General features: G+C 63.0%; 22 protein-coding genes. 13 read left to right on the top strand and 9 right to left on the bottom strand.

The features are described 5' to 3' along the window. Position 1: 1 nt before the first annotated feature. The 6 genes from AC2ETI_RS22100 to AC2ETI_RS22075 all read left to right on the top strand — a co-directional run bounded on the left by AC2ETI_RS22100 (position 2) and on the right by AC2ETI_RS22075 (position 7,785). On the top strand, positions 2-838 hold the full coding sequence (locus AC2ETI_RS22100) for an SDR family NAD(P)-dependent oxidoreductase (protein WP_133728605.1): 837 nt from the start codon (positions 2-4) through the stop codon (positions 836-838). After that, entirely contained in the window at positions 835-1,965 is a 1,131-nt protein-coding gene (locus tag AC2ETI_RS22095; RefSeq protein WP_070796486.1) for a steroid 3-ketoacyl-CoA thiolase, read from the top strand. The genes AC2ETI_RS22100 and AC2ETI_RS22095 overlap by 4 nt, the downstream gene beginning before the upstream one ends. Positions 1,966-1,992: 27 nt before the next feature. Next, a complete protein-coding gene (locus AC2ETI_RS22090) occupies positions 1,993-4,203 on the top strand; it encodes an acyl-CoA dehydrogenase family protein (protein WP_483634391.1) in 2,211 nt (736 codons plus the stop codon). Between the two features lie 17 nt (positions 4,204-4,220). Beyond that, on the top strand, positions 4,221-5,426 hold the full coding sequence (locus AC2ETI_RS22085; RefSeq protein WP_483634390.1) for an acyl-CoA dehydrogenase family protein: 1,206 nt from the start codon (positions 4,221-4,223) through the stop codon (positions 5,424-5,426). A 1-nt stretch (position 5,427) separates the two neighbouring features. Beyond that, complete coding sequence (locus tag AC2ETI_RS22080) at positions 5,428-6,555, top strand: acyl-CoA dehydrogenase family protein (RefSeq protein WP_428691717.1); 1,128 nt, start codon at positions 5,428-5,430, stop codon at positions 6,553-6,555. Positions 6,556-6,621: 66 nt separating this feature from the next. After that, positions 6,622-7,785 carry a low temperature requirement protein A gene (locus AC2ETI_RS22075; protein WP_020905917.1) on the top strand — a complete coding sequence of 388 codons (1,164 nt, stop codon included), beginning with the start codon at positions 6,622-6,624 and terminating at the stop codon, positions 7,783-7,785. A gap of 6 nt (positions 7,786-7,791) precedes the next feature. Here the strand turns inward: AC2ETI_RS22075 and AC2ETI_RS22070 are convergent, their stop codons facing one another. The 3 genes from AC2ETI_RS22070 to AC2ETI_RS22060 are packed head-to-tail and all read right to left on the bottom strand — an operon-like array spanning position 7,792 to position 10,718. Next, positions 7,792-8,505 carry a type 1 glutamine amidotransferase gene (locus tag AC2ETI_RS22070; protein ID WP_019746560.1) on the bottom strand — a complete coding sequence of 238 codons (714 nt, stop codon included), beginning with the start codon at positions 8,503-8,505 and terminating at the stop codon, positions 7,792-7,794. Then, positions 8,498-9,751, bottom strand: coding sequence for a DUF1727 domain-containing protein (locus AC2ETI_RS22065; RefSeq protein ID WP_483634389.1), 1,254 nt, complete (start codon positions 9,749-9,751; stop codon positions 8,498-8,500). Before AC2ETI_RS22065 ends, AC2ETI_RS22070 begins: the two co-directional genes overlap by 8 nt. Positions 9,752-9,776: 25 nt before the next feature. Next, positions 9,777-10,718 (bottom strand): EamA family transporter, encoded by a 942-nt coding sequence (locus AC2ETI_RS22060; protein ID WP_070385887.1) that lies wholly within the window; start codon positions 10,716-10,718, stop codon positions 9,777-9,779. Between the two features lie 90 nt (positions 10,719-10,808). Here AC2ETI_RS22060 and AC2ETI_RS22055 point away from each other — a divergent pair, with 90 nt between their 5' ends. After that, positions 10,809-11,702, top strand: coding sequence for a LysR family transcriptional regulator (locus AC2ETI_RS22055; RefSeq protein ID WP_069147130.1), 894 nt, complete (start codon positions 10,809-10,811; stop codon positions 11,700-11,702). Positions 11,703-11,797: 95 nt separating this feature from the next. Here the strand turns inward: AC2ETI_RS22055 and AC2ETI_RS22050 are convergent, their stop codons facing one another. Further along, positions 11,798-12,175: a PLDc N-terminal domain-containing protein gene (locus AC2ETI_RS22050; protein ID WP_020968226.1), complete on the bottom strand. Its 378-nt coding sequence runs from the start codon at positions 12,173-12,175 to the stop codon at positions 11,798-11,800. A 248-nt stretch (positions 12,176-12,423) separates the two neighbouring features. Further along, complete coding sequence (gene leuA / locus AC2ETI_RS22045) at positions 12,424-14,232, bottom strand: 2-isopropylmalate synthase (RefSeq protein ID WP_019746565.1); 1,809 nt, start codon at positions 14,230-14,232, stop codon at positions 12,424-12,426. A 270-nt stretch (positions 14,233-14,502) separates the two neighbouring features. Between leuA and AC2ETI_RS22040 the strand changes: the two genes are divergently transcribed. The 4 genes from AC2ETI_RS22040 to AC2ETI_RS22025 are packed head-to-tail and all read left to right on the top strand — an operon-like array spanning position 14,503 to position 18,177. Beyond that, on the top strand, positions 14,503-14,868 hold the full coding sequence (locus tag AC2ETI_RS22040; RefSeq protein WP_003943492.1) for a DUF8021 domain-containing protein: 366 nt from the start codon (positions 14,503-14,505) through the stop codon (positions 14,866-14,868). Next, positions 14,868-15,821 carry a hypothetical protein gene (locus AC2ETI_RS22035; protein WP_483634388.1) on the top strand — a complete coding sequence of 318 codons (954 nt, stop codon included), beginning with the start codon at positions 14,868-14,870 and terminating at the stop codon, positions 15,819-15,821. The genes AC2ETI_RS22040 and AC2ETI_RS22035 overlap by 1 nt, the downstream gene beginning before the upstream one ends. Positions 15,822-15,870: 49 nt before the next feature. Further along, positions 15,871-17,136, top strand: coding sequence for an aspartate kinase (locus AC2ETI_RS22030; protein WP_019746567.1), 1,266 nt, complete (start codon positions 15,871-15,873; stop codon positions 17,134-17,136). A 6-nt stretch (positions 17,137-17,142) separates the two neighbouring features. Next, positions 17,143-18,177, top strand: coding sequence for an aspartate-semialdehyde dehydrogenase (locus tag AC2ETI_RS22025; protein WP_019746568.1), 1,035 nt, complete (start codon positions 17,143-17,145; stop codon positions 18,175-18,177). Positions 18,178-18,239: 62 nt separating this feature from the next. Here the strand turns inward: AC2ETI_RS22025 and AC2ETI_RS22020 are convergent, their stop codons facing one another. After that, entirely contained in the window at positions 18,240-18,581 is a 342-nt protein-coding gene (locus AC2ETI_RS22020; protein ID WP_483634387.1) for an Imm51 family immunity protein, read from the bottom strand. A gap of 43 nt (positions 18,582-18,624) precedes the next feature. After that, entirely contained in the window at positions 18,625-19,266 is a 642-nt protein-coding gene (locus tag AC2ETI_RS22015; protein ID WP_020905924.1) for a TetR/AcrR family transcriptional regulator, read from the bottom strand. 159 nt (positions 19,267-19,425) lie between these two features. Between AC2ETI_RS22015 and AC2ETI_RS22010 the strand changes: the two genes are divergently transcribed. Beyond that, entirely contained in the window at positions 19,426-21,207 is a 1,782-nt protein-coding gene (locus AC2ETI_RS22010; RefSeq protein WP_416314771.1) for an acyl-CoA dehydrogenase family protein, read from the top strand. Between the two features lies 1 nt (position 21,208). Next, positions 21,209-22,141, top strand: coding sequence for an oxygenase MpaB family protein (locus AC2ETI_RS22005; protein ID WP_081341386.1), 933 nt, complete (start codon positions 21,209-21,211; stop codon positions 22,139-22,141). 85 nt (positions 22,142-22,226) lie between these two features. Here the strand turns inward: AC2ETI_RS22005 and AC2ETI_RS22000 are convergent, their stop codons facing one another. Both AC2ETI_RS22000 and AC2ETI_RS21995 read right to left on the bottom strand, forming a co-directional pair. Further along, entirely contained in the window at positions 22,227-23,531 is a 1,305-nt protein-coding gene (locus AC2ETI_RS22000; protein ID WP_483634386.1) for an HNH endonuclease signature motif containing protein, read from the bottom strand. 49 nt (positions 23,532-23,580) lie between these two features. Further along, positions 23,581-24,357, bottom strand: coding sequence for a TetR/AcrR family transcriptional regulator (locus tag AC2ETI_RS21995; protein WP_428691720.1), 777 nt, complete (start codon positions 24,355-24,357; stop codon positions 23,581-23,583). Positions 24,358-24,395 lie beyond the last annotated feature (38 nt).

Genomic DNA, 24,395 nt, shown 5'->3' with positions numbered 1-24,395 from the left:
CATGACGAGGCGCTTTGACGGCCGCCGAGCGCTTGTCACCGGTTCCAGTCGCGGAATCGGTGCGGGCGTCGCAGAGCGACTGGCAGCCGAGGGTGCCGACGTCGCCCTCGTGGCTCGGACGCTCGGCACGCATGCAACCCTGCCGGGCAGTCTCGAAGAGACTGCGGCTCGAATTGCCAAGTACGGAACCAAAGTCGAGATAGTTGTCGCAGATCTGACGGACGAGCAGCAGCGCGACACGGTGGTGCCGCTGGCGATCGAGAAGCTTGGCGGGACGATCGACATCCTGGTGAACAACGCGGCAGCGGCGATCTATCAGCCGCTGTCGGATTACCCACTGCGGCGGCGACGTTTGATGTTCGAGGCAAATGTCCATGCACCGCTCGATCTGATGCAAGCCGTGGTGCCGGGGATGGTGGCAAACGGATACGGCTGGATCGTGAACGTGTCCAGTGGCACCGTCAAACCGTGGCATGGCCCGCCGTTCACGTGGGTCGAACCGGGAACTGCCATGACCGTGTACGGCGCGTCCAAAGCAGCGCTCAACAGGATGAGCAACGGCATGGGCGTGGAACTTTACGGCCAGGGGGTTCGCGTCAACACGGTTCAACCGCGGGCAGCGGTGCTCAGTGAGGGCGCCAGAGTCCTGGTCGGTGAGACTATCCGGCCGGATCAGGTCGAATCTATGGAAGAAATGGTGGAAGCGGTCACAGCGCTGTGTGATTGCGACACCGAGTTCACCGCGCGCTCGAGCGTCAGCTTGGACCTGATCGACGAGTGGTCCCTGACCGTACGCGGTCTGGACGGAACGGCACTACGAACCGAGGAGTTGGCATGAAGCCCGTCATCGTGGACGCAGCACGAACGCCGTTCGGCAAGCGTGAGGGTTGGCTGTCCGGAGTCCACGCGGCGGAACTGTTGGGTTATGCGCAGAGAGGCGTGCTGGATCGGGTGGGCGTGGATCCTGACGCGGTCGACCAGGTCATCGGCGGCTGTGTGACGCCTCTCGGTGAGCAGTTCGGAAACATCGTGCGTACGTCCTGGATGCATGCGGGCCTTCCGTTGAAAGCGGGTTGCACCACGATCGACGCGCAGTGCGGCACAGCGCAGCAATCGGTGCAGTTGATCGCCGGGCAGATTGCCATCGGTGCAGTCGACGTGGGTGTGGCGTGCGGTGTCGAGTTGATGTCCCGCGCTCCGTTGACGTACAAGGTGGGTACCGGTCTGGGAACGCCGCGTCCGGAGTCGTGGTCACTCGATACCGTCGACCAGTACACCGCGGCCGATCGGATTGCTGTCAAGCGCGGTTTCAGCCGCGAAGATCTCGACGCCTTCGGGCTGCGCTCGCAGCAGCGAGCCGCAGCAGCCTGGGAGGCAGGACGCTTCGACTCGCACATCATCGATGTGGTCGCTCCGGGCTCTGACGTTCCGGTTCACCGTGATCAGGGTCTGCGCGAATCGACTCTCGAAGGGCTCGCGAAGCTGCGCACCGTTCAAGAGGGCGGATTGCACACCGCTGGAACGTCTTCGCAGGTCTCGGACGGTGCGAGTGCCGCTCTGCTGATGTCAGAGGATCGAGCCAAGGCCCTCGGCGTGCGGCCTCGCGCAAAGATACTGGCGCAGTGCGTCATCGGCGGTGACACCGAGTTCATGCTCGACGGTCCCGTCGACGCGGCAAACATCGTGCTCGGACGCACCGGTCTGACGATCGACGACATCGATCTGTTCGAGGTCAACGAGGCATTTGCTTCGGTACCGATGTCGTTCGCGCAGGTTCACGGCGTCGATCCCGAATTGCTGAACGTCAACGGCGGCGCAATCGCACTGGGCCACCCGGCCGGTGCAACCGGAATCAGACTGTTGGCCAATGTCATCGACGAATTGGAGCGCCGGAACAAGTCCATCGCACTGATCGCGATCTGCGCGTCCGCCGCAACCACCTGCCTGATTCTCGAACGCATCTGACAAGAATCGAAGATTGAGGAACCTGCCATGGCACTACCCCTGCTCGAAGATCACCGTGACCTGGCGGAAGCGGTAGCCGCATTCGCGAACCGCTTCGGTGGAATCGCCGATACGCGGAGCAACGTCACGCGGTACGCCGCCGGTGATCGGCCGGACTCGTGGGATGGGTTGGTCCGTCAGGGCCTGCACGCAGTGCACCTGCCGGAGCAGTACGGCGGTGACGGGGCGGGTCTTGCCGAACTTGCAGTGGTAGTCGAGCAATTGGGTGATGCGCTCTATCCGGGACCGTACGTTCCGACGGTCATCGCGAGCGGCATTCTCGCAACAGCTGCGGGCCCGGCTGCGGAAACAATGCTGACCGAATTGGCCGCCGGTGCAACCGGAGCAGTCTGCACCGGAACGAGATTGCGCGCGGCTCGCAGCGACGCTGGGTGGACAGTGAGCGGTTCTGCCGACCCAGCTCTAGGTCTGCCCGGAGCTGATGTCGTTCTCGTGCGGGCGAACAGCGAAGACGGCGAGTTGTGGTTCCGGCTCGAACCGTCGACTTCCGCTGCGGTGGTGATCGAAGACGGGGTGGATCTGACACGGTCGATCGGAACACTGACGTTGACCGATCACCAGGTCGAGGCTGGGCTGATCGTCGAGGGCCTCCAGGCGCACCGAACCGAACTGATCGTCAACACGGTGTTGGCTGCGGAGGCGAGCGGTATCGCCGGGTGGGCGCTACGGACCGCAGTCGGCTATGTGAAGTCCCGGCAGCAGTTCGGCCGTCCGGTCGGAAGCTTCCAGGCAGTTCAGCACAAGGCGGCCATGATGCTGGTCCGCTCCGAGATTGCCTGTGCCGCAGCGTGGGACGCCGCTCGATCCGAAGACCACGACGAGGATCAGCAGAAACTTGTCTCGGCTCAAGCTGCGTTGGCCGCTTTGCCCGTCGGCATCGAGAACGCCCTCGAATGTGTAACTTTGCTCGGCGGAATCGGATTCACCTGGGAGCATGACGCGCATCTGTACTGGCGCCGGGCGATCAGTATCGCGGCAGTGGCGGGTTCCGAGGTGAAGTGGGCACACACGTTGGGAGACCGGTCTGCCGATTCGGAACGGGATTTCTCCTTTGTCGACCCGGAAATGCTGCCGGAGTTACGAGAGCAGGTTCGTAGGGTTCTGGACGAGGTTGCGCTGCTGCCCGACGACGGAACCACTAGCGCCAGTTGGGCGCCGGCCAAGGGGAGCGCTCGACGCGCCCGATTTGCCGACGCCAGACTGGTTGCCCCGCACTATCGGGCGCCGTACGGGCTGGGAGCGGGACCGAGGGAACAGGCCGTCATCGCACATGAATTCGCGATGCGAGGTTGGGCTCAACCGTCCACGGTGATCGGGGAATGGGTGCTGCCCACGATTCTCGAACACGGCAACGCCGAGCAGCAGGACAGGTTCGTCGAGCCTTCGCTGCGCGCCGACATCATCTGGTGCCAGCTGTTCAGTGAGCCGGGCGCGGGATCAGACCTGGCCGGTCTGAGCACGAAAGCGCGCAAGGTCGACGGTGGCTGGGTCCTGTCTGGTCAGAAAGTGTGGAACTCGGGTGCGCACGAGGCAGATTGGGGGGTATGCCTGGCGCGTTCCGACGCGGACGCTCCGAAACATCGTGGGCTGTCGTACTTCCTGGTCGACATGACCTCGAAGGGCGTCGACGTACGTCCGCTGAAGCAAGCCACCGGCAAGTCGGAATTCAACGAGGTATTCCTCGACGACGTCTTCGTCCCGGACGACTGCCTGGTGGCCGAACCGGGGCAAGGGTGGAAACTTGCTGCGACAACGCTGTCCAACGAACGCTTGAGCATGGGCAGCACGCTGCACCACGGTTCGAGTCGGTTGTTCCGTCAGGTGATTGCCGACGCGAGCCACGACTGCCCCCGCGAAGATGCAGTGGAAGGCCTCGGCCGCAGTCTCTCTCGTGAGTTGGCACTGTCCGCGATGAATCTGCGCGGGGTGTCGGCGCGGCTGGCGGGTCAGGAACCGGGCGCCGAGATCAGCGTGTCGAAGGTGTACAACGCCCTGGCGCAGCGCGAGGGCTCGCGGGACCTGTTGCGACTGCTCGGACCGCGCGCCGCAGTTGTCGACCCGTCGGCGAATTACGCGATAGACCACATCGGACTTCCCTCGATTCTGTTCGGCGGCGGAACCGTCGAAATTCAACTCAACGTCATCGCGCAGCGCGTACTCGGCCTGCCGCGTTCGTAGATCTTAGGAGCTTCACCATGTACTTGGATTTGTCGGAGGAGTCGAAGACTCTGCGCAAGGAATTGCGCGCATACTTCGCAGAGATCATCAACGACGAAGACCGCCGTGCTCTCGTGGATCAGACCGAAGGCGGCCCCGTCTTCGATCGCATCCTGCGCCGGATGGGTAAAGACGGTTGGTTGGGCTTGGGGTGGCCGGAGGAATTCGGCGGTCGGGGTGAGAACCCCGAAGCTCTGTATGTGTTCTACGACGAGGTGATTCGCGCGAATGCGCCGCTGTCACTGGTCACGCTGAACACCGTCGGACCCGCTCTGATCAAGCACGGGACGCAAGCGCAGAAGGACTTCTTCCTGCGTCCGATCCTGGCGGGTGAATTGATCTTTGCCATCGGCTACACCGAACCCAATGCGGGCACCGACCTCGCGGCACTCGAAACACGCGCCCGCATCGAGGGCGACGAGCTTGTCATCAACGGCAACAAGATCTTCACCAGCGCCGGTGTGTTTGCCGACTGGGTCTGGCTTGCCGTTCGCACCGATCCTGACGCGCCGACACATCAGGGCATTTCCGTGGTCCTGGTACCGACCAATTCGCCGGGGTTCTCGGTCACCGAAATTCACACCGTGGGCGGAATCAGCACTTCGGCAACCTATTACGAAGATGTTCGGGTGCCGATCAGCAATGTCGTCGGTGAGCTCAATCAGGGGTGGAAGCTCATCACCAACCAGCTCAACCACGAACGTGTTGCCCTGGCAGCACGCGGTGGCATCGCCAACGAGCTCTTCGCCGAGGTGGTCGAGTGGGCAAAGACAGAACCCGCCGGTGACGGCCACGTCTACGACATCGGCTGGGTACGTGAGAAATTGGCGGAAGTCTACGCGCTGCTCAGCGCCGCCGACCTGATGAACCTGCGACTGGTGGCGGACGTCGCCGCCAACACCTTGGGCGGCGGGGATTCGGCCGCGGCCAAGATCTTCGGTACCGAAGCCGTCGTCAGTGCGTACGGCATGCTGCAGGAAGTGCTGGGTGCCAAGGGCTTACTGCGCCCCGGTACACCCGGAGCGGTACTGGAAGGGCGGGTCGAGAACCTGGGTCGGCGCGCCCAGAACAACACCTTCGGTGGTGGTACCAACGAAGTGATGCGTGAAATTGTCGCCGCAAAATGCCTGAGCATGGCGCTTGCTGCGCGTCGCCGGCCCGCTGCACAGAACGAAAAGAGCTGACATGGAATTCGAATTCGACGACAACTTGTCCGCCGTGCGGGATCTGAGTGAATCGATCTTCTCGGCGAAGTCCGGAGTGGACCGACTGCGGGAAGTGGAGAGCACCATCGGTTTCGACGCCGAACTGTGGAAGCTCCTCGCCGACTCCGACGTTCTGGGAATCGCTCTGCCGGAAGAGGTCGGGGGAGCAGGACTCGGAATGCTCGGCCTGGCTGCGGTGCTCGAACAACAGGGCCGCCGGGTCGCCCAGGTGCCGCTCTGGTCGGTGATTTCCACGGCGGCGCTGCCGATTTCCGAGTTCGGCAGCACGGAGCAGAAAGCGTCGTGGCTTCCGGGACTGCTCGACGGCTCGGTGATCGTCACCGGCGCATTCGACACCGGCTACAACGCCGAGACGGCGGTTCGCGCCGAGCCGGCGCCTGACGGTTGGGTTCTGTCAGGCCACGTCGACTCCGTGCCTGCCGCGGAGTTCGCGGCCGCGCTGGTCGTTCCGGTGACGATGCCGGACGGCAGTGTCAGCGTCATGATCGTGCCCACGGACCGGGACGCGCTGGTGCGTACACCGCTTGCGGTGACGAACCGCGAGAGCAACAGCGCTGTGCAGTTCGACGGGGTTGCGGTTACTGCAGCTGACGCACTTCCCGCAGACGGCGCGGTGGTTCGAGACTGGACGTTGCGGCGTGCACGGGTGGCTCTTGCGGCCCTGGCTACCGGCGTCTGCGAGGAAGCGCTGGGGATGACGGCGAAATACACCTCCGAGCGAGTGCAATTCGGTCGTCCACTCTCGACCAACCAGGCAGTTGCCGTCCGGGCCGCCGACGCGTACCTCGACACCGAGAGCACAAGGTTGACCACGCACCGCGCTGCCTGGCTGATGGACAGCGGAGTCGAGAGTGAAGCGGAAGCAGCTGCGCTGGTCGCCAAATGGTGGGCGTCGCGCGGCGGCCTGCGTGTGGTGCACGCGACCCAGCACCTGCACGGCGGAATCGGAGCGGATGTCGACTATCCGATTCACCGCTATTTCCTGTGGGGACGGCAGATCGCCTTCACCTTGGGGAGCGCGGGGGCGATAGGCGCCGAACTCGCCGATCAGTTGGAAATCCGAGCCCAGATCGGGGCGTCGGCGTGAATATCTGAGACGACAGGTTGCAGCCACGGGCAGCGCGTCGGCAATCATCGCGCTACTCTGCCCTTCGTGAATCGCACCAGTTCGTTCATCCGGCCGTTGGTTCCGCGGGATCCGCACGAGCCGCATCGGGTGGCGACGCCGCTCGAGCTGCTCACCGACCTCTGCTTCGTCGTGGCGGTCGCTCAAGCGGCCACCGGTCTGCACCACGCGATCAGCGAAGGGCACGCGGCTTCGGGCGTCGGGCACTTCGCGATGGCATTCTTCGCGATCTGGTGGACGTGGCTGAACTTCACGTGGTTCACCTCGGCGTACGACAACGACGACGGAATCGCCCGGCTGCTGACCATCTTCCAGATCCTCGGATCGCTGGTCCTTGCAGCCGGCATCGTCCGCTTCTTCAACGACGACGCCCTGCTCATCATCGTCGGCTACGTCATCATGCGAATAGCCCTGGTCATCCAATGGCTCAGGGTGTCGCGGAACGACCCCGAACATGCGCTCACGGCTCGTCGATACGCTCTCGGAATCGTGTTGGTCCAGATCGGTTGGATCGGTTTCTACTTCGTTCCATCCGCCATTTACGTCCCGACGTTCCTGGTGTTGGTTCTGTGCGAATTCGCGGTACCGATCTGGTCGGAGAAGCCGGGCATGACGCCGTGGCACCCGCATCACATCGCGGAGCGGTACTCGTTGTTCTTCATCATCGTTCTGGGCGAGACGATCCTCTCGACCACCATCGCGATTCAGGACGCGGTCGACGGTGAGCATCCGGCAGCGCAGGTCACCTACGTCGTGATCGGCGGCATTCTGATTGTCTTCAGCCTGTGGTGGCTCTACTTCCAACGCAATGCAGGCGAAGTGATCGGCGGTGACAACGTCTCACCCTTCGTCTGGGGGTTCGGTCACTACTTCATCTTCGCCGCCGCTGCCGCCATCGGTGCGGGGTTGGCCTCGCGCGTCGACTTCTGGACTCATCACGGTGACGGCAGCGCGTTGGTGACGGGTGCTGCCGTCACCGTTCCGGTCGCGGTCATCCTTGCCGCCCTGTGGTTCATCCACATTCGACTACACGACTCCTCGGTACGCACCCTCATGCCGTTCTCGGTCGCGATCGTCGTCGTGCTCGGTGGTACCTACACCGCGGTGCCCGAACTGGTTGCGGGACTGGCCTGCGCCGCGCTGTTGGCCGTGGAACTGGTTCTGACCGAGGGGAAATCCGAAACCGTCTGAACCGGGTCAGCGAATCGCGAGCCGCTCCTTGCGGAGCTTGTCGACCTCGGGCAGATGCAGGGGTTCGAGCTCGTTGACGCCCAAGGCCCGCATGAGCAGGAGGTCCGCGAGTTCCGGATTCCGGGCCAAGGCGGGTCCGTGCATGTACGTCCCGATCACCGAACCCTGCACGACGCCTTCGAATCCGTCACCGACGCCGTTTCCGACACCATGGGTGACACGTGCGAATCCAGAGGCTGAGCTACCCAGAGTTGTTCCGCCGCGGTGATTCTCGAAACCTGAGAGAGGCGCGGTGAGCCCGTCGATCAAGGGCTTCGTGATGACCTCGCCGATGGAACGCTTCTCCTGCGGAGAGGTCGTGACGTCGAGCATCGAGACACCGTCGACGCGTTCGCCGCTGGAGGTTTCGTACCAGTTGCCGAGCACCTGAATTGCAGCGCAGATCGCCAGAACCGGTGCGCCACGCTCGGCGGCGCGTTGCAGGCCAGGGTATTTCGCGAGATGGCGCGTTGCGAGTCGCTGAGCGGAATCCTCGGCGCCACCCAATGTGTACACGTCGAGCGAATCGGGGACCGGATCGCTCAAGGTGATGTCCACGATTTCGGCGTCGTACCCGCGCATCCGCAGACGCTGACGCAGGATCAGGGCATTGCCGCCGTCGCCGTAGGTGCCCATGACGTCGGGGAGAACCAGTCCGATGCGAATTGTCGAGTCAGACATTGCGAGACTCCTTCGCGATGGCGGTGTTGAGGTCACGGAAGGCTGTGTAGTTCGCCAGTACCTCCACGCGTCCGGGAGGGCAGGAAGAGATGGCGCGCAACGGATCCGGATCGAGGGTGTGCTCGACGCCTGCGTACGTGAGGCGAACGGCGAGATCGGTTCCGCGTTCGCCGGCGGCCACTACCTTGACGCCTTCGAAGTGCTCGAACTTCACGTCCCACAGCCAGGAGAGGTCCTCGCCGTCCGGCACCTGACCGTTCACCGCGATCACCAGTCCGTCCACCGTGGGATCGATCATCGACAGCGCTTCCTGCCAACCGGCGGGATTCTTCGCGAGCAGCATGTGGACGGAGTGCGGTCCGACCTCGACGGTGCTGTAGCGGCCGGCGACTTCCTGGACCGTCGACGCGGCGGCAACTGCCCCGACCGGATCTGCGCCCAAAGCAGCCGCAGCAGCTACGGCCTGAGCGGCGTTACCGCGGTTGGCTTTTCCGGGGAGAGTCAACGTCATCGGAATCTTCAGGCCGTCGGGGCCGTAGAGATTGTCGTCGTCGAGCCACCAGGTCGGCTCGGGCCGCGCGAAGTCGGAACCGGTACTGCGCCAGTGCTTTCCCTCCCACACGATGGGTTCACCGGTGCGCGGGCAGCTGACGGAATCGCCGGCCCAGCCGCCGCCGGCAGCAACCCACACGACGTTGGCGGCGTCGTACGCCACGGAGGTGACCAGTACGTCATCGCAGTTGGCGACGATCACCGCGTTCGGATGCGCATTGACGCACGCGCGGAGCTTCCGCTCGATCATGTTGATCTCGCCGACCCGGTCGAGCTGATCGCGGCTGAGATTGAGCAGCACGATCACTTCCGGGTTCACGGCGTCGGCTACGTGGGGGACGTGCAGTTCGTCGACCTCGAGTGCTGCCAGCGTTGCGTCCGTACGCGCGGCCAGAGCGGCCACGATCCCGGCATCCATGTTGGCGCCGTCGGCCTGCGTGGCGACGTCACCGAGTGTCGCGAGCGCTGCGGCGGTCATACGCGTGGTCGTCGACTTGCCGTTGGTGCCCGTGACCACGACGGTGCGCTTGCCGCGTCCGAGCTGAGTCATGAGCGTCGGGTCGATCTTGAGGGCGATCAACCCGCCGATCATCGAACCCTTGCCGCGACCGGCCTTCTGCGATGCCCAAGATGCTGCTGCGGCAGCTCGCATGGCGAGCTTTCCGCGCACTGTGATCGATAGTCCAGTTCCCACGGCCCGAGTTTGGCACAGGGCATCGTCAGACGCCGAGTCGCGCCGGTGGTGAGGCTGCAGGTGTGTCCGAGAAAACAGTGTTCGCGGGCTTGCGCCTCATCTGTGCGGCACTCGCTCCGGCGATCACGATGACTGCCCCGACCAGGGACAACGGGCTCGGATCCTCGTGCAGGAACAGCCAGGACGCGCCGATTCCCACTACCGGTACCAGCAAGGAGAGCGGCGCCACCATGCCGGCGGGATAGCGGCCCATGAGCATCGTCCAGAGCCCGGATCCGGCGATGGTGCCGAGCAGAATGATGTAGGCCAGCCCGACCAGTGACGGCCAGGCGTCGGCGCTGAACGCGGTACCAAGTGCGTGCCATCCGACGGTGGGGCCTTCGACCACCGCGGACAGGGCGAGCATCGGCAACGGCGGGATGACGCACATCCACAGCATCAAGCGCATCGGTGCGGGCTCGCCGACGGTGTTCGCTGCGGCCAAGCGGCTGCCGAGATTGCCGAACGCCCAGGACAGGCCGCCGAGGAGCGTGAGGATCACTGGCAGCAGTGCCGCGTGGTGTGAACGGTCCCAGCCGATCAACGACATACCGACTACGGCGACGGCGATCCCGGAGACCTGCCAGACGCTGAGCTTCTCGCGGAGCAGGAACGCGCCGAGTAGGACGGTGAACGGCGCGGACGACTGCAGGACCAGTGATGCGAGACCCGTCGGCATCCCCGAATGCATCGCCCAGAAGAGGAAGACGAACTGGCCGAATCCGAAACCGAATCCGTAGAGCAGCAACCAACGGAGCGGTACCTGCGGACGCGGCACGAAGATGACCACCGGAATCGCGATGATCAGGAACCGCAGCGCCGCGAAGAAGAACGGCGGGAAATGATCCAGGCCGACGCGAATGGCCAGGAAGTTCAGACCCCACAAGACGATCACGGTCAGGCCGAGGAGACGGTCGCGGGGAGTCATGACGTTAATCGTGAGCCGTACGAAGCATCAGAACAAGCGAATATAGATGCACTATCCATGTAGTTTTGCTACATGGATATTCGTCACCGTATGGATGCCACGCGCTTGCGGATCCTCCGTGAGCTCGCCGACCGAAGAACCGTCGGCGCTACTGCTCTCGCTCTCTCGATGACACCGTCCGCCGTCTCGCAACAACTCAAGATCCTCGGCCGAGAGGCGGGGGTCTCGCTCCTCGAACCGGACGGGCGCACGCTGCGCCTCACCGACGCTGGTCGAGCGCTGGTGCTCCGCGCCGACGACGTGGTGGCGGCGCTCGACCGGGCAGCGGACGAGATGGCGTCGTACCGAGGCTCGCCGCGCGGCAAGGTGCGAGTGGCGTTCTTTCCCTCCGGAGCAGCTCTCCTGCTGCCCGGCGTCCTGACGGCGCTGAAGAACTCGGACGTGGACATCGACGCCCACGACGTCGACAAACCGGCGTCGGCCGTCCCTGGACTGTTGGCCGATCACGACGTGATCCTCACTCACCGTGACGAACGCGGCGCCGAGACCTCGTTTCCCCGGGTCAGCGTGCAACCGCTGATGCGTGAACCGATCGACCTGGTGCTGCGGCCTGATCATCCACTCGCCGAGCAGGATTCGGTCCGGTTGGAACAATTGGCCGACGAGAACTGGATCAGCGTGCGCGGCGGGTTTCCGGTCGACGACGTTCTGTTGTCCGTTGCATCCGTCACCGGGGTCCAACCTCGAGTCGCTCATCGGATAAACGATTTCCGAGTTATCGAAGAGTTGGTGGCGGCGGGCCACGGTGTGGCTTTGATGCCGCGTTACGCGATCACACATCCTGGAGTGTCGAGGAAACCGGTGGCAGGCGTGCGCGCTGCACGCGTTTATGAATTGGCAACTCGATTACACATCGACCGCAGCCCGGCTATCGGAGTGGTTCTCGACGCTTTTCGCGACGTCGCCCGGGCGGTCGGTGAATGAACGGCGGATGGTGAATGAATACGAAACGGGAGCGACACGATTAGTGTCGCTCCCGTTTCGGTAGTGCAATCCTCACTGATTAGTGAGGGCCTGAATCAGGCGAGGGCCTTGGCCTTGAGCGCTGCGAATTCTTCTTCGCTGATGGTGCCGGCGTCGAGAAGTGCCTTTGCATCTGCGATGGACTCGGCCGGGGACTTTCCGGCAACCTCACGGATGTAGCTGTCCTGTGCATTCTTGACCTGCTGAGCAGCCTCCATGGAGCGCTGGGCCATTCCGTCGCTTCGGACGATCAGATAGACGAGCGAGGTGAGCAGCGGAATGAAGAACAGGAAGACGATCCAGATTGCCTTTACCCAGCCGGAAGTCTTGTGATCACGGAATAGGTCGGTGATGATCGAGAAGAGCAGGATCAGGTACGCGATGAACGCGAAGCTGATGATGATCAGCCAGAGGAAGTCCCAAAAGGAATCCATTGTCGAGCCCCATTTCACAAGTCGGATTTGTCTGAGGTGACTATCTCACGTGCCGGGGTCGGCTGCATCATCCTCGATGGGTGAATCCTGTTTGTTAACTTCGCTAAGCGACTCTTTCGGGACCTATGTCATGCCGAAGCGAAAACGCGGACCGAAGAACTTCTGTGCCGTGAAAACAACCCTGGTCTCACCCGAAAATCGGGTGAGACCAGGGTTTGTTGAAGAGCCGGGTTCGTATTGCGTGAGTGTCAGCTCGCGCGGTTCACTGCCGAAACCACGGCGCGCAGCGACGCCGTCGTGATCGACGTGGCGATACCCACACCCCAGACGACGGTGCTCTGACCGTCCGGGCCAGTCACTGCGCACTCGACGTAGGCCGCGGCTTGGGCGTCGTCGCCGGCGGACATTGCGTGCTCGGAGTAGTCGAGGACACGGACATCGAAGTTGATGCTTCCCAGCGCGTCGACGAAGGCAGCGAGCGGGCCGTTACCGGTTCCCGAGATCTCCTGCTCCTTGCCGTTCACCTTGACGATGGCGGTGATGGCGTCGGTGCCGCCGTCCTCCTCGGACGCGGTGACCTTCTGCTTCATCCGCTCGAGCGGGGTGACGGGGGCGAGGTACTCCTCGTGGAAGACGTCCCACATTTCCTTCGGCGAGACCTCGCCGCCCTCACCGTCGGTGATCTTCTGGACCGACTGCGAGAACTCGACCTGCAGACGACGCGGCAGCACCAGACCGTGATCGGCCTTCATGATGTACGCGACGCCGCCCTTGCCGGACTGCGAGTTCACGCGGATGACGGCCTCGTAGCTGCGGCCGACGTCCTTGGGGTCGATCGGCAGGTAGGGGACCTGCCAGAGAATGTCGTCGACGTCGGAGTCCTGGTTGTCGGCGTCGACCTTCATGGCGTCGAGGCCCTTGTTGATCGCGTCCTGGTGGCTGCCGGAGAACGCGGTGTAGACCAGGTCGCCGCCGTACGGATGACGCTCGTGGACGGGCAGTTGGTTGCAGTACTCGACCGTGCGACGGATCTCGTCGATGTTCGAGAAATCGATCTGCGGGTCGACGCCGCGCGTGAACATGTTCAGCGCGAGGGTGACCAGGCAGACGTTGCCGGTGCGCTCGCCGTTGCCGAACAGGCAGCCTTCGATGCGGTCTGCGCCGGCCTGGTAGCCCAGCTCGGCTGCAGCGACGCCGGTGCCGCGGTCGTTGTGGGGGTGCAGCGACAGGATGACCGAATCGCGGCGGGCCAGGTTGCGGTGCATCCACTCGATGGAGTCGGCGTACACGTTGGGTGTCGCCATCTCGACGGTGGCGGGCAGGTTCAGGATGACCGGGTTGGCAGGCGTCGCACCCAGGGTTTCGGTGACGGCGTCACATACTTCCTTGGCGTACTCGAGTTCGGTGCCGGTGTAGGACTCGGGCGAGTATTCCCAGCGCCAGTTCGTGTCCGGGTACTTCTTCGACTCGGCCAGGACCAGTTCGGCGGCGTCGGTGGCGATCTTCTTGATCGTGTCCTTGTCGGCGCGGAACACGACGCGGCGCTGCAGGATCGAGGTGGAGTTGTAGAAGTGCACGATTGCGTTCTCGGCACCTTCGCACGCCTCGAATGTGCGCTTGATCAGTTCGGGACGCGACTGCGTCAGCACCTGGATGGTGACGTCGGACGGGATCGCGCCGTCTTCGATGATTTCGCGAACGAAGTCGAAGTCGGTCTGGCTCGCGGACGGGAATCCGACCTCGATCTCCTTGTAGCCCATACGGACCAGGAGATCGAACATACGACGCTTGCGCGCCGGGCTCATCGGATCGATCAGCGCCTGGTTGCCGTCGCGCAGGTCAACGGCACACCACTGGGGTGCTCGGTCGATGATCTTGTCCGGCCAGGTGCGGTCGGGCAGCGTGACCGTCTCGACCTCTTCGGCGAACGGGCGGTAGCGGAACGTCGGCATGGACGAGTTCTTCTGCGTGTTCCACGCAGGCTGGTCGGAAGGTGCCGGCTTCGTGGGCGGGGTAATGGTGCGAGTGCCGGTGGTGAATGCGTCAGCGGGGGACATTGGTGTGATCTCCAGGATTGTGGACCTGGCCTGATGACCTGTTGGTCAAGACCATGAGTCCGGAAGGCTTGGTCGACCGGCGCACAAAAACCCCGCGGCGGGAGGCCAGTCTGGATCAGACCCCGTCGCGGCAACCAAGAAGGAGTGCGCGCTGCATGCACAGCACTCTACTCCTGGATTTCGCGAGAAATCGGTGGGGTTCGCCCTCATGTCCAATTTGTCGCCGAATTGTGCTGCCGTTTCGGCCTCGAAAATGGTGGACTGTCGTCCATGGATCCCCGAATCGCCGTGGCGAGCACGTACCTCGACGCGCTCCGTAGCCACGATGGCAGTTCCGTACCGCTGGCTCCGGACGCGGTACGTCACGAGGTCGGGTTGAAGACCGGATTTTCGGGGAATCATTTGCGGCGCAGCCTTTCCGGAGGTCCTCAGTATCGCGTGATCCGCGACATTCGTGAGGTGGAGTGGACGGTCGACGGGGACGACCTGACGGCGGACTACCTCCTTGACGCCGGGTTGTTCGGGCGCAACCTGATGACCGTTCGGGTTACCGAGACCTTCCGGATACCCGCTGACGATCACCGCATTCACCACATCACCGCGAAGATTCGACCGGCGCGCGCCAAGCACACGTGATGCGCTCGATCCGCTGGATCGTCTGTTCACTGCTGATCGTTCTCGCTGGTCTCGGTTTTGCCGGCTCGGTGCTCGCGCTGTTCGTCCACACCCAGGTGAACGACACCGACAGCTATGTCGAGTCCGTTGCCCCGCTGGCTGCCGACCCCGCTGTCCAATCGGCGGTCGTTGATCGGCTGACCGAGGAATTGACGCAGCGGTTGGGCGGGTTTCCGCAGGTGGTGACGAGACAGGCCGAGAGACTTGTTCGTGAGGCCGCTCAGTCGTTGGTCTCGAGCGACCAGTTTGCGACGCTCTGGACCGCGGCCAACCGTCGAGCGCACGCGCAACTTGCCGCGATGGTGACCGGCCGAGCCGCCGACGGCATAGTTCGGGCCGACGACAGCGGAACGGTCACCGTCTCCCTCGCACCGGTCATGACAGAACTGAGGACGAACCTCCGCGATCGCGGATTCACCGTGATCGATCGCCTCCCGGCGCTCGATCCGCAGTTCGAGATCCTGCAATCCGACGAGTTGGTGCGGGCTCAGGATTTCTCGAACATGCTCGACCGAGCAGCGACCTGGCTGCCGTGGGCGTCGGTGGCCTGCGCGATTGCGGCCGTCGCAGTTGCACCGGGGCGAATGCGCGCGCTGTCCCTGGTCGGGCTGGCGACGGCGGTGGCGATGATCGCCCTGCTGGTGGCGCTGGCCGTCGTGCGCCGGGTCTATTTACAGAATTCAGACATACCGTCGTCCGAGGCGGCTGTGGCGGTGTACGACGCGCTGGCAGTTTCCCTGGTCAGCAGTATCCGCGTGCTTCTCGCCTGCGGAGTTGCCGTCGCGGTGGTCGGTTACGTTGCCGGTGGTTCGCGTTCTGCGACGTTGATGCGAGCGCGGATCTCGCAACTGATCCCGCGCGGATCTGAGGCGAACAGCAGTACGCATCGGGAAGTCCCAGGACCACCTCGGTAAGCTCGACCTCTGGTATCTGTAAACAATTTCGACCTGGAGGTAGAAACGCGTGGCTCTCGTCGTCCAGAAGTACGGCGGATCCTCGGTGGCAACCGCCGAGCGCATCCGACGAGTCGCTGAACGGATCGTCGAGACCAAGAAGGCCGGCAATGATGTCGTCGTCGTGGTGTCAGCGATGGGCGATACCACCGATGAGCTGCTCGACCTGGCTCAGCAGGTGTGCCCTTCCCCGCCGGCCCGTGAAATGGACATGCTGCTGACCTCGGGTGAGCGCATCTCCAACTCCTTGGTAGCGATGGCAATTCACTCCCTCGGCGCCGAAGCTCGCTCGTTCTCGGGCTCACAAGCCGGAGTCATCACGACCGGCAGCCACGGAAACGCCAAGATCATCGACGTCACGCCGGGCCGTGTTCGCACCGCCCTCGACGAAGGCTCGATCGTTCTGGTCGCCGGATTCCAAGGCGTCAGCCAGGACAGCAAGGACATCACGACGCTCGGACGCGGTGGCTCCGACACCACCGCCGTGGCGTTGGCAGCTGCACTCAACGCCGACGTCTGCGAGATCTACACCGACGTCGACGGCGTCTTCTCCGCCGATCCTCGCATCGTCCCCGACGCTCACCGCCTCGAGACGGTTTCCTTCGAGGAAATGCTCGAACTCGCAGCGTGTGGTGCCAAGGTGCTCATGCTCCGGTGCGTCGAGTACGCCCGTCGTTACAACGTGCCTGTGCACGTCCGTTCGTCATACACCACCAAGCCCGGAACAATCGTGTCCGGATCGATGGAGGACATTCCTGTGGAAGAGGCCCTGATCACCGGAGTCGCGCACGATCGCGGCGAAGCCAAGATCACCGTTGTCGGATTGCCGGACACACCGGGACATGCTGCCAAGGTGTTCCGCGCTGTCTCCGATGCCGAGATCAACATCGACATGGTGCTGCAGAACATCTCCAAGGTGGAGACCAACAAGACGGACATCACCTTCACGCTGCCGACCGCCGACGGCCCCCGCGCCGTCGAGATCCTGACCAAGCGTCAGGAAGACATCGGCTTCACACAGATCTTGTTCGACGACCACATCGGCAAGGTTTCCCTGGTCGGTGCCGGAATGCGGAGCCACCCGGGCGTCACGGCCACGTTCTGTGAGGCACTGGCCAAGGCCGACATCAACATCGATCTCATCTCGACCTCCGAGATCCGCATCTCCGTGCTGGTCAAGGACACCGAACTCGACGACGCCGTGCGCGTTATCCACGCCGCTTTCGGTCTCGGCGGCGACGAAGAAGCTGTAGTACACGCAGGAACAGGACGGTAATTTCTGATGACAACAATCGCTGTTGTCGGTGCGACCGGTCAGGTCGGCATCGTCATGCGCACTCTGCTCGAAGAACGTAACTTCCCCGCGGACAAGGTGCGGTTCTTTGCATCGGCACGCTCCGCCGGTAAGAAGCTGACGTTCCGCGGCGAAGAGATCGTTGTCGAGGATGCCGAAGCAACGTCCGACGAGGATCTGAAGGGCATCGACATCGCCCTCTTCTCCGCCGGTGCGACGCTGTCTCGTGCGCAGGCCCCGCGCTTTGCCGCGGCCGGTGCGACGGTTGTCGACAACTCTTCCGCATGGCGCAAGGATCCCGAGGTTCCCCTCGTGGTCAGCGAGGTCAACCCGCAGGACACGAAGAACCTGGTCAAGGGCATCATCGCGAACCCCAACTGCACCACCATGGCAGCGATGCCGGTGCTCAAGGTTCTGCACGACGAAGCCGGTCTGCAGCGTCTGATCGTCTCCAGCTACCAGGCTGTGTCCGGTAGCGGGATCGCCGGCGTCGAGGAACTCCTCGGCCAGGTGCGCGCCGTTGTCGGTGACGCCGAGAAGTTGGTTCACGACGGCAGCGCCGTCGACTTCCCGGCCCCGAACAACTACGTCGCCCCCATCGCGTTCAACGTCCTGCCGCTGGCAGGTTCGCTGGTCGACGACGGAAGCGGCGAGACCGACGAGGATCAGAAACTCCGTAACGAGAGCCGCAAGATCCTCGGACTTCCTGATCTGCTGGTTTCGGGCACCTGCGTGCGCGTTCCCGTCGTGACCGGACACTCGCTCGCGATCAACGCAGAGTTCGCGAACCCGCTCTCGGTCGCTCGTGCGAAGGAAATCCTCGCCGACGCTCCCGGAGTGGAGTTGGTCGAGGTTCCGACGCCGCTGGCCGCTGCCGGCGGCAACGCGTCGCTGGTCGGTCGTATCCGTCAGGATCCGGGTGTCCCGGAGGGACGCGGACTCGCGCTCTTCGTTTCGGGTGACAACCTCCGTAAGGGCGCCGCTCTCAACACGATTCAGATTGCCGAGCTGTTGGTCGGCTAGATCTTTCCTTCGGTACCGGCCCCGCACCTAGGTGTGGGGCCGGTGTCGTTTCAGCAGGAGCTCTAGTCGAGTTCGGAAATGGCGACCAGGCCGCCGAGGTGCTCGGCATCCGAATACGCTTTGGCGAGAAGCACTCCGAGTTCACCAAGAGCTTCGTTGTCGCTGCCGTACGCAACAAACATGCCCGCTTCGGGATCGGTGCCGAAGCGGCCCTCCAGATGCGGTGCATCGCGGCCTACCACTGCGTGGGCGACCGACGCCCAGTCGTAGCCGGAGCCTTCGAAACCCTCTACCTGCTCGAATACCGCTGCTACCTTGCCGAAATGCTGGTCGGTGAGCATCAGTGACCAGTTGCCCGGAGACGTTTCGAAAAGCTGTAGCGGTTCGATCGATGGTGATGTCATGCGTGTATTGAAGCAGATCCGACCGACAGGTTTCAGTCGGCAGCTAACGTCCGACCGATTGGGCGAGGGCCACGGCAAAACTGGAAAGTCTTTCTCGGGTATAGGTTTCGGGGTCGCTGACGGCCAGTCGTCCGAGCATTTCGGCAAACGACATCATGGTGTGTGCGAGGAGAACCGGATCAAGGCCTTCGAGCTTCGGTTCGAGGGCAATCCCGGCACGCGCCAGTTCTTCGGCGCGGGCGAAGACAGCTCCGCGAGAGAGCTTCAGCAAGCCGTGATACTCGCTGGGGGCGTTCTCGACAGACGTCAGAATCAGGCGCCAGCGCGTCGGGTTCTCCAGTACGGCGTCGACGAAGGCGCCAACGGTTCCGGTGTATGACGCCGCTGGGCCGAGTTCGCTCAGATCTGTCGGCATGGTTTCGAGCACCTGAGCGATGGCTCGCTCGTGCTCGCGGCGCAGGAGTGCAGCGACGAGATCGGTCCTGGTATCGAAAATCGTGTAGAGGACGGGCTTGCCGACGCCGGCTTCGGCAGCGACGGATTCCATGCTGAGGTTGTGCAGGCCTACGCGGCCGGTGACCTCGAATGCTGCGTCGAGCAACTGTTCGCGTCGTTGCTCGGGCGCCATGCGAGGGGCGTATTTGCGTCGCGGTGTATCCGTTGCGTCAGCTTGTGACCTGGTCATCGTGTGCCTCACCTCCGCTCCCACCCTAATCTGCCTGCCAATTCTTCGTGAATCATACGCAACCGTTGTATTCGTCGTCATCAATTGTTACGGTGGCGTTGTATTCGAAGAGGCGGTCAGTGAGGCGCCTCTGCCGAGATCTCTAGGAGAACAACCGCGATGACAGCGTCGACCTCTTTAGTGCCGAATGATCTGTTGCTCCATCCCTCCACTTACGATCGGCCGGAATTCGACGCGACCACGCGGAGACTGCTGGGCGCGACCGTCGACTGGTTCGAGGCGCGTGGAAAGAATCGACTTCTGGCCGACTATCACGACAAGACCTTTTACTCCGACTTCCTCGACTTCGCGGCAAAGGAAGGCCTGTTCGCGACTTTCCTGACCCCCGCCCGCGACAGCGGCGGTGACTCCGACAAGCGCTGGGATACCAGCCGTATCGCCGCGCTGTCCGAGATCCTCGGCTTCTACGGACTCAACTACTGGTACCCGTGGCAGGTGACCATTCTCGGCCTGGGGCCGGTGTGGCAGAGTGACAACGAGAAGGCAAGGGCGCGAGCAGCTTCCGCTTTGGCTTCCGGAGGCGTTGCGGCATTCGGATTGTCCGAGAAAGAGCACGGCGCCGACGTCTACTCCACCGACATGGTCTTGACGTCGAACGGCAGCGGCGGGTACCTGGCCAGCGGTTCGAAGTACTACATCGGAAATGGCAACTGCGCCAACACGGTCTCTGTCTTCGGTCGCGTCGACGGAGTGGAGGGCGCCGATCAGTACGTCTTTTTCTACGCCGACTCGGACCATCCGGCATTTACCGTGGTGAAGAACATCGTTCCGGCCCAGATGTACGTAGCGGAGTTCTCACTCGTCGACTATCCCGTTGCGGCAGAGGATATCCTGCATACCGGCGAGGCAGCATTCAGTGCCGCACTCAACACCGTGAACATCGGAAAATTCAACCTGTGCTTCGGCGGAATCGGTATGTCGACTCATGCCTTGTACGAGACGATTACCCACGCGCACAATCGAATCCTGTTTGGCAATCCCGTCACGGCGTTCCCACACGTACGACGTGAATTCGTCGACGCGTACGCGCGCCTGCTGGCGATGAGGCTCTTCTCGGATCGTGCGGTGGACTACTTCCGCACCGCATCGCCCGAGGACCGCCGCTACCTCTTGTTCAATCCCGTCACCAAGATGAAGGTGACAACCGAGGCACAGAAGGTGATCGGACTGCTCTCCGACATCGCTGCGGCAAAGGGCTTCGAGAAGGACAGCTACCTCGCGGTGGCCAAGATGGATGTCGACGGGCTGCCCAAGCTCGAGGGGACCGTCGCCGTCAATCTCGCCCTGATCGCCAAGTTCATGCCGGCGTACCTCTTTGCCCCCGAGTCATTTCCGGCGATTCCGACGCGTAACGACGCAGCCGACGACGAGTTCCTGTTCCGTCAGGGCCCGGCACGGGGGTTGTCCAAGGTTCGATTCGACGACTGGCGAGCGGTGTACGCGAAGTTTGCGGATGTTCCCAACGTCGCACTGTTCGTGGAGCAGGCCGAAGCGCTCGTGACCCTCCTTGCCGAAGCTGCACCGGATGCGGCGCAGCAGGTCGACTTGGACTTCGGCCTGGCGATCACCGAACTCTTCACCCTCGTCGTCTACGGCCAGTTGATCCTCGAACAAGCCGAGATCTTGGGATTGGACGAGGGGCAGCGGAGCGATGGGGTGCTGGATCAGATCTTCGACGTCCTGGTCCGCGACTTCAGTGCTGCAGCGGTGGAGTTGTACGGAAAACCCAGCGCCAGTGAAGATCAGCAGCGGTTGGCTCTCGCATCTATTCGGCGCCCCGCGTTCGCGGCCGAGCGATTCGAGTACGTCTGGCAGCAAGTAGTCGCCTTGTCTGGTGCCTACGAAATGAACGGTGCAGGGTCAACGAACGGGGAGGAATGAAATGTCTGAACTGACGATGAATCGACCGCGTGAGGATTACGGCTTCTTCGGCCCAGGATCACCCAGTTGGAAGATCTGGGCGGCTCCGACAGCATTGATCGGTTTCCAGCGGTCAGTGGTGCTCGAGCACTTCGACCCCTTCCTTGCTGCCGCGGTGGCAGATATGAGCGGGATCTACAGCGATCCCGCCGGGCGACTCGACCGAACCTTGGCGTACTTCCTGACCGTCGCCACTGCCGACGGGCGGACGGCACTGGCGTTGTCCGACCATCTCATGACGGTTCACGCTCAGGCCACGGGTATCGAACCGATCACCGGAACTCGTTACAGTGCAAACAATCCGGCGTCACAACTGTGGATCCACGTGACGGGTTGGCATTCGGTGCTCAAGTGCTACGAGATGTACGGGCCGGGCCCGCTCTCCGCCGTCGAAGAGCAGCGGTACTGGGAAGAATGCGTGATCGCTGCCGAACTGCAGACATGCAAAGCGTCCGACGTTCCGCGCTCGCGAGACGAGGTACGGGAGTACTTCGCTGAAGTCAGGCCCAGATTGTGTACCTCCGAACGTGCCAACCGGGCGATGCACTACTTGTTGAGAACGCCAAGAGCGCAGGGGAAGACGAAGTTCGCGGCGTTCAGCCGATTGGTCGCGCCGGCCACTATTGCAACATTGCCGGGCTGGATGCGAACCATGGGCGGCTTCGATCAACCCGCTTTGTTGGACAGGGCAATTGCGCCCGCGGTGCGAACCGCGGTCCGGGTCGGCAGTTCACCGAAGAACATGACGACTGCTCTGAAGGTCATCGCGCCGATGACTGGCAAGGTGTTGGAGCGCCACCTGCGTGACGAGCAACCCCTCGACCCGAGAGTTGTCACGCCAGCGGAGATTCGGGAGCGATTCCCACGCACCACCAAAGTTCCGCAGGCGGTCTGACGGAATTCACGGCTTTCGGCACCGCATCGAGGACTCCTTCGATGCGGTGCTGGGCCGTGTTCTGTTGTGCCCGAGGAGTACTACCTCAGGTTTTGAAGGTGGTGTTCGCGGGCCGCGGGTGCTGGCCGGGGTCGATCGAGGGTGGTGGGATGAACCACGGTTTGTTGTCGACCCCGATCCGGATCATCCACTTCCCGACGAACCCGGATTTCCGGTGCATCAACCGGTGATGTGAACGGCACAGCAGGACAAGGTTGTTCATCACCGTCGGGCCGCCGTTGGCCCAGTGCCGGATATGGTGCGCATCCGTCCACGCGGGCACGCACGTGCAGCCGGGGAACGCGCAACCTTTGTCTCGGGCGATCAACGCCACTCGCTGCTCCGCGGACACTAATCGCTTTCCGGGTTTCGCATCGAGCGGCGCGCCGTGATCGTCGAGCAGCACAGTGGACAGGAAGCAGTCGCACCCGAGGAGTCTGGTCTGCGAGACGGACAGTGGTCCGAGCCAGGGCATGTGCCCGACATCGAGATCCGACACAGCCACAGCAACACCATCGGGCGAGGGTGCGGCGGCGCAGTCCCGATGCTCCGCTAAATCACGCGCGTTGATGTGCACGTTCACGTGCGGACGCTGACCACCATCGACACCGGTTTTCGCGCAATCCAGATACCGCCGAATCAGTTCGGTGAACCCGTCCGCGGTCCGCTTCGCTGCCGACCGGGTATCGGGGGTTCCATCGGGTGCCGGGGTCGGCATCGTCAGATTCGACAGGGCGGAGAGCAGCATTTCGCCGGTGAGGGCGTCGAAATCTCCGCGCACCACCACCCGACCATTCAATGTCGACGCGATCCGGAGCTCGTTGCGGTCGATATCTTCGGCGGGTGGAATTTCATCGGATTCGAACACTCGCTCTAACGTCGCGATGACGTTCCGCACTTTCGTGGTCGTCGCCTCCACGCCCGACGCGGCAGCCAACAACAAATCGATACAGCGAGGGAGCGCTTCCTCCGGCATGCCCTTCGGTGGTGATTCGCAGAACGCCACGATCAACACGGCATGATCGAAGGAGCAGTCCCCGCCATCGAACCGGGCCGCCACCGCCGGAAAAGGCCGTAGCGCAGCACCCAGGGCGGCGATCTTCTTCCCGTCCCGGACCTGCAGCATCGTGTTTGCCGCCAACCAGCAACCCACCCCGCGGCTGGCAATCACCTGATCATCGGGACGCATCGAGAGTTCGTCGACCACCGCCACACGAACAGCCTCGAGACGAAGAATCTCCGCACTCGCCTCAATAGCAGCAGCACGCAACTCAGAAGCAGACAACTGCCACAGACGTCCGCGCAACCCCACCGCAGAACCAGACACCACATCCGACAACAAGGCACTCATTGAATCCCCCGATCCCCTACACACAAGAATACTCGAACATGCGTTCGAGTCAAGAGTGTTTTCGAATCCTCGATTCGATCCCGTCAAGGAGGATCTGTAGGCCCTGAGTAAATGACTCTTCGGTTTCTCGTTCGAGATAGAAGTCGCCGCCCGGTACCGGTGGGGCCTCCCGACCCAACTGCATCGTGTGGGGGAAGTCGTCCGCGAAATCCGGTGCAGCATCGGCCAGTGCAGCAGAAGACTCTGCCCACCAATGAAATTCGGAATCTCCGATGGTCGAGGCGCTCCGGATCTCAGCTAGGGTCCGCGCGGACCCCCGGATGAAATGGAAAATCATGCTCACCGATCTGCGGATGGTCGGAGCATTGAGACCCGTGGGGTAGAGAATGGACAGGAGTGATTCGAGTCCTGCCTGCTCGTGCGGACCCAGGACGGGGCGCGCCAACGAGACATCCAATGTCCACGGATGGCGTGTATGTAGGGCGAAGAGTGCGGCGGCCCAGTCGGACAGTGCCATGCGCCAGTCGCCGGTGTCTGCGATCGGCGGTAGCTCGGCATGCACCCGGTCGTACATCAGGTCCAGTAGTTCGTCCTTTCCCGGTATGTAGGTGTACAGAGACATCGCAGTGCGGCCGAGGTGGTCGCCGATCATGCGCATCGACAACGGTGTCGTGGGGTTGGCGTCGGCGACTTCGATCGCGGCGTCAACGACTGAGTCCGTGGACAGCGCGGGCTTCGGTCCTCGGCGGCCGGAAGGCGTCTCGGGTTGACGCCACAGAAGTGAAATCGTGCGTGCGATATCGCGTCGGCCTGCCTGTTTATTCATCTTGTCGCTTTCGTGGAGTCGCGCTATTCTTAATTACT

Source organism: Rhodococcus sp. MurmanLake-1 (assembly GCF_056945715.1).
The sequence above is the reverse complement of the archived record's forward strand: the minus strand, read 5'-3'. Positions and strand labels throughout refer to the sequence as shown.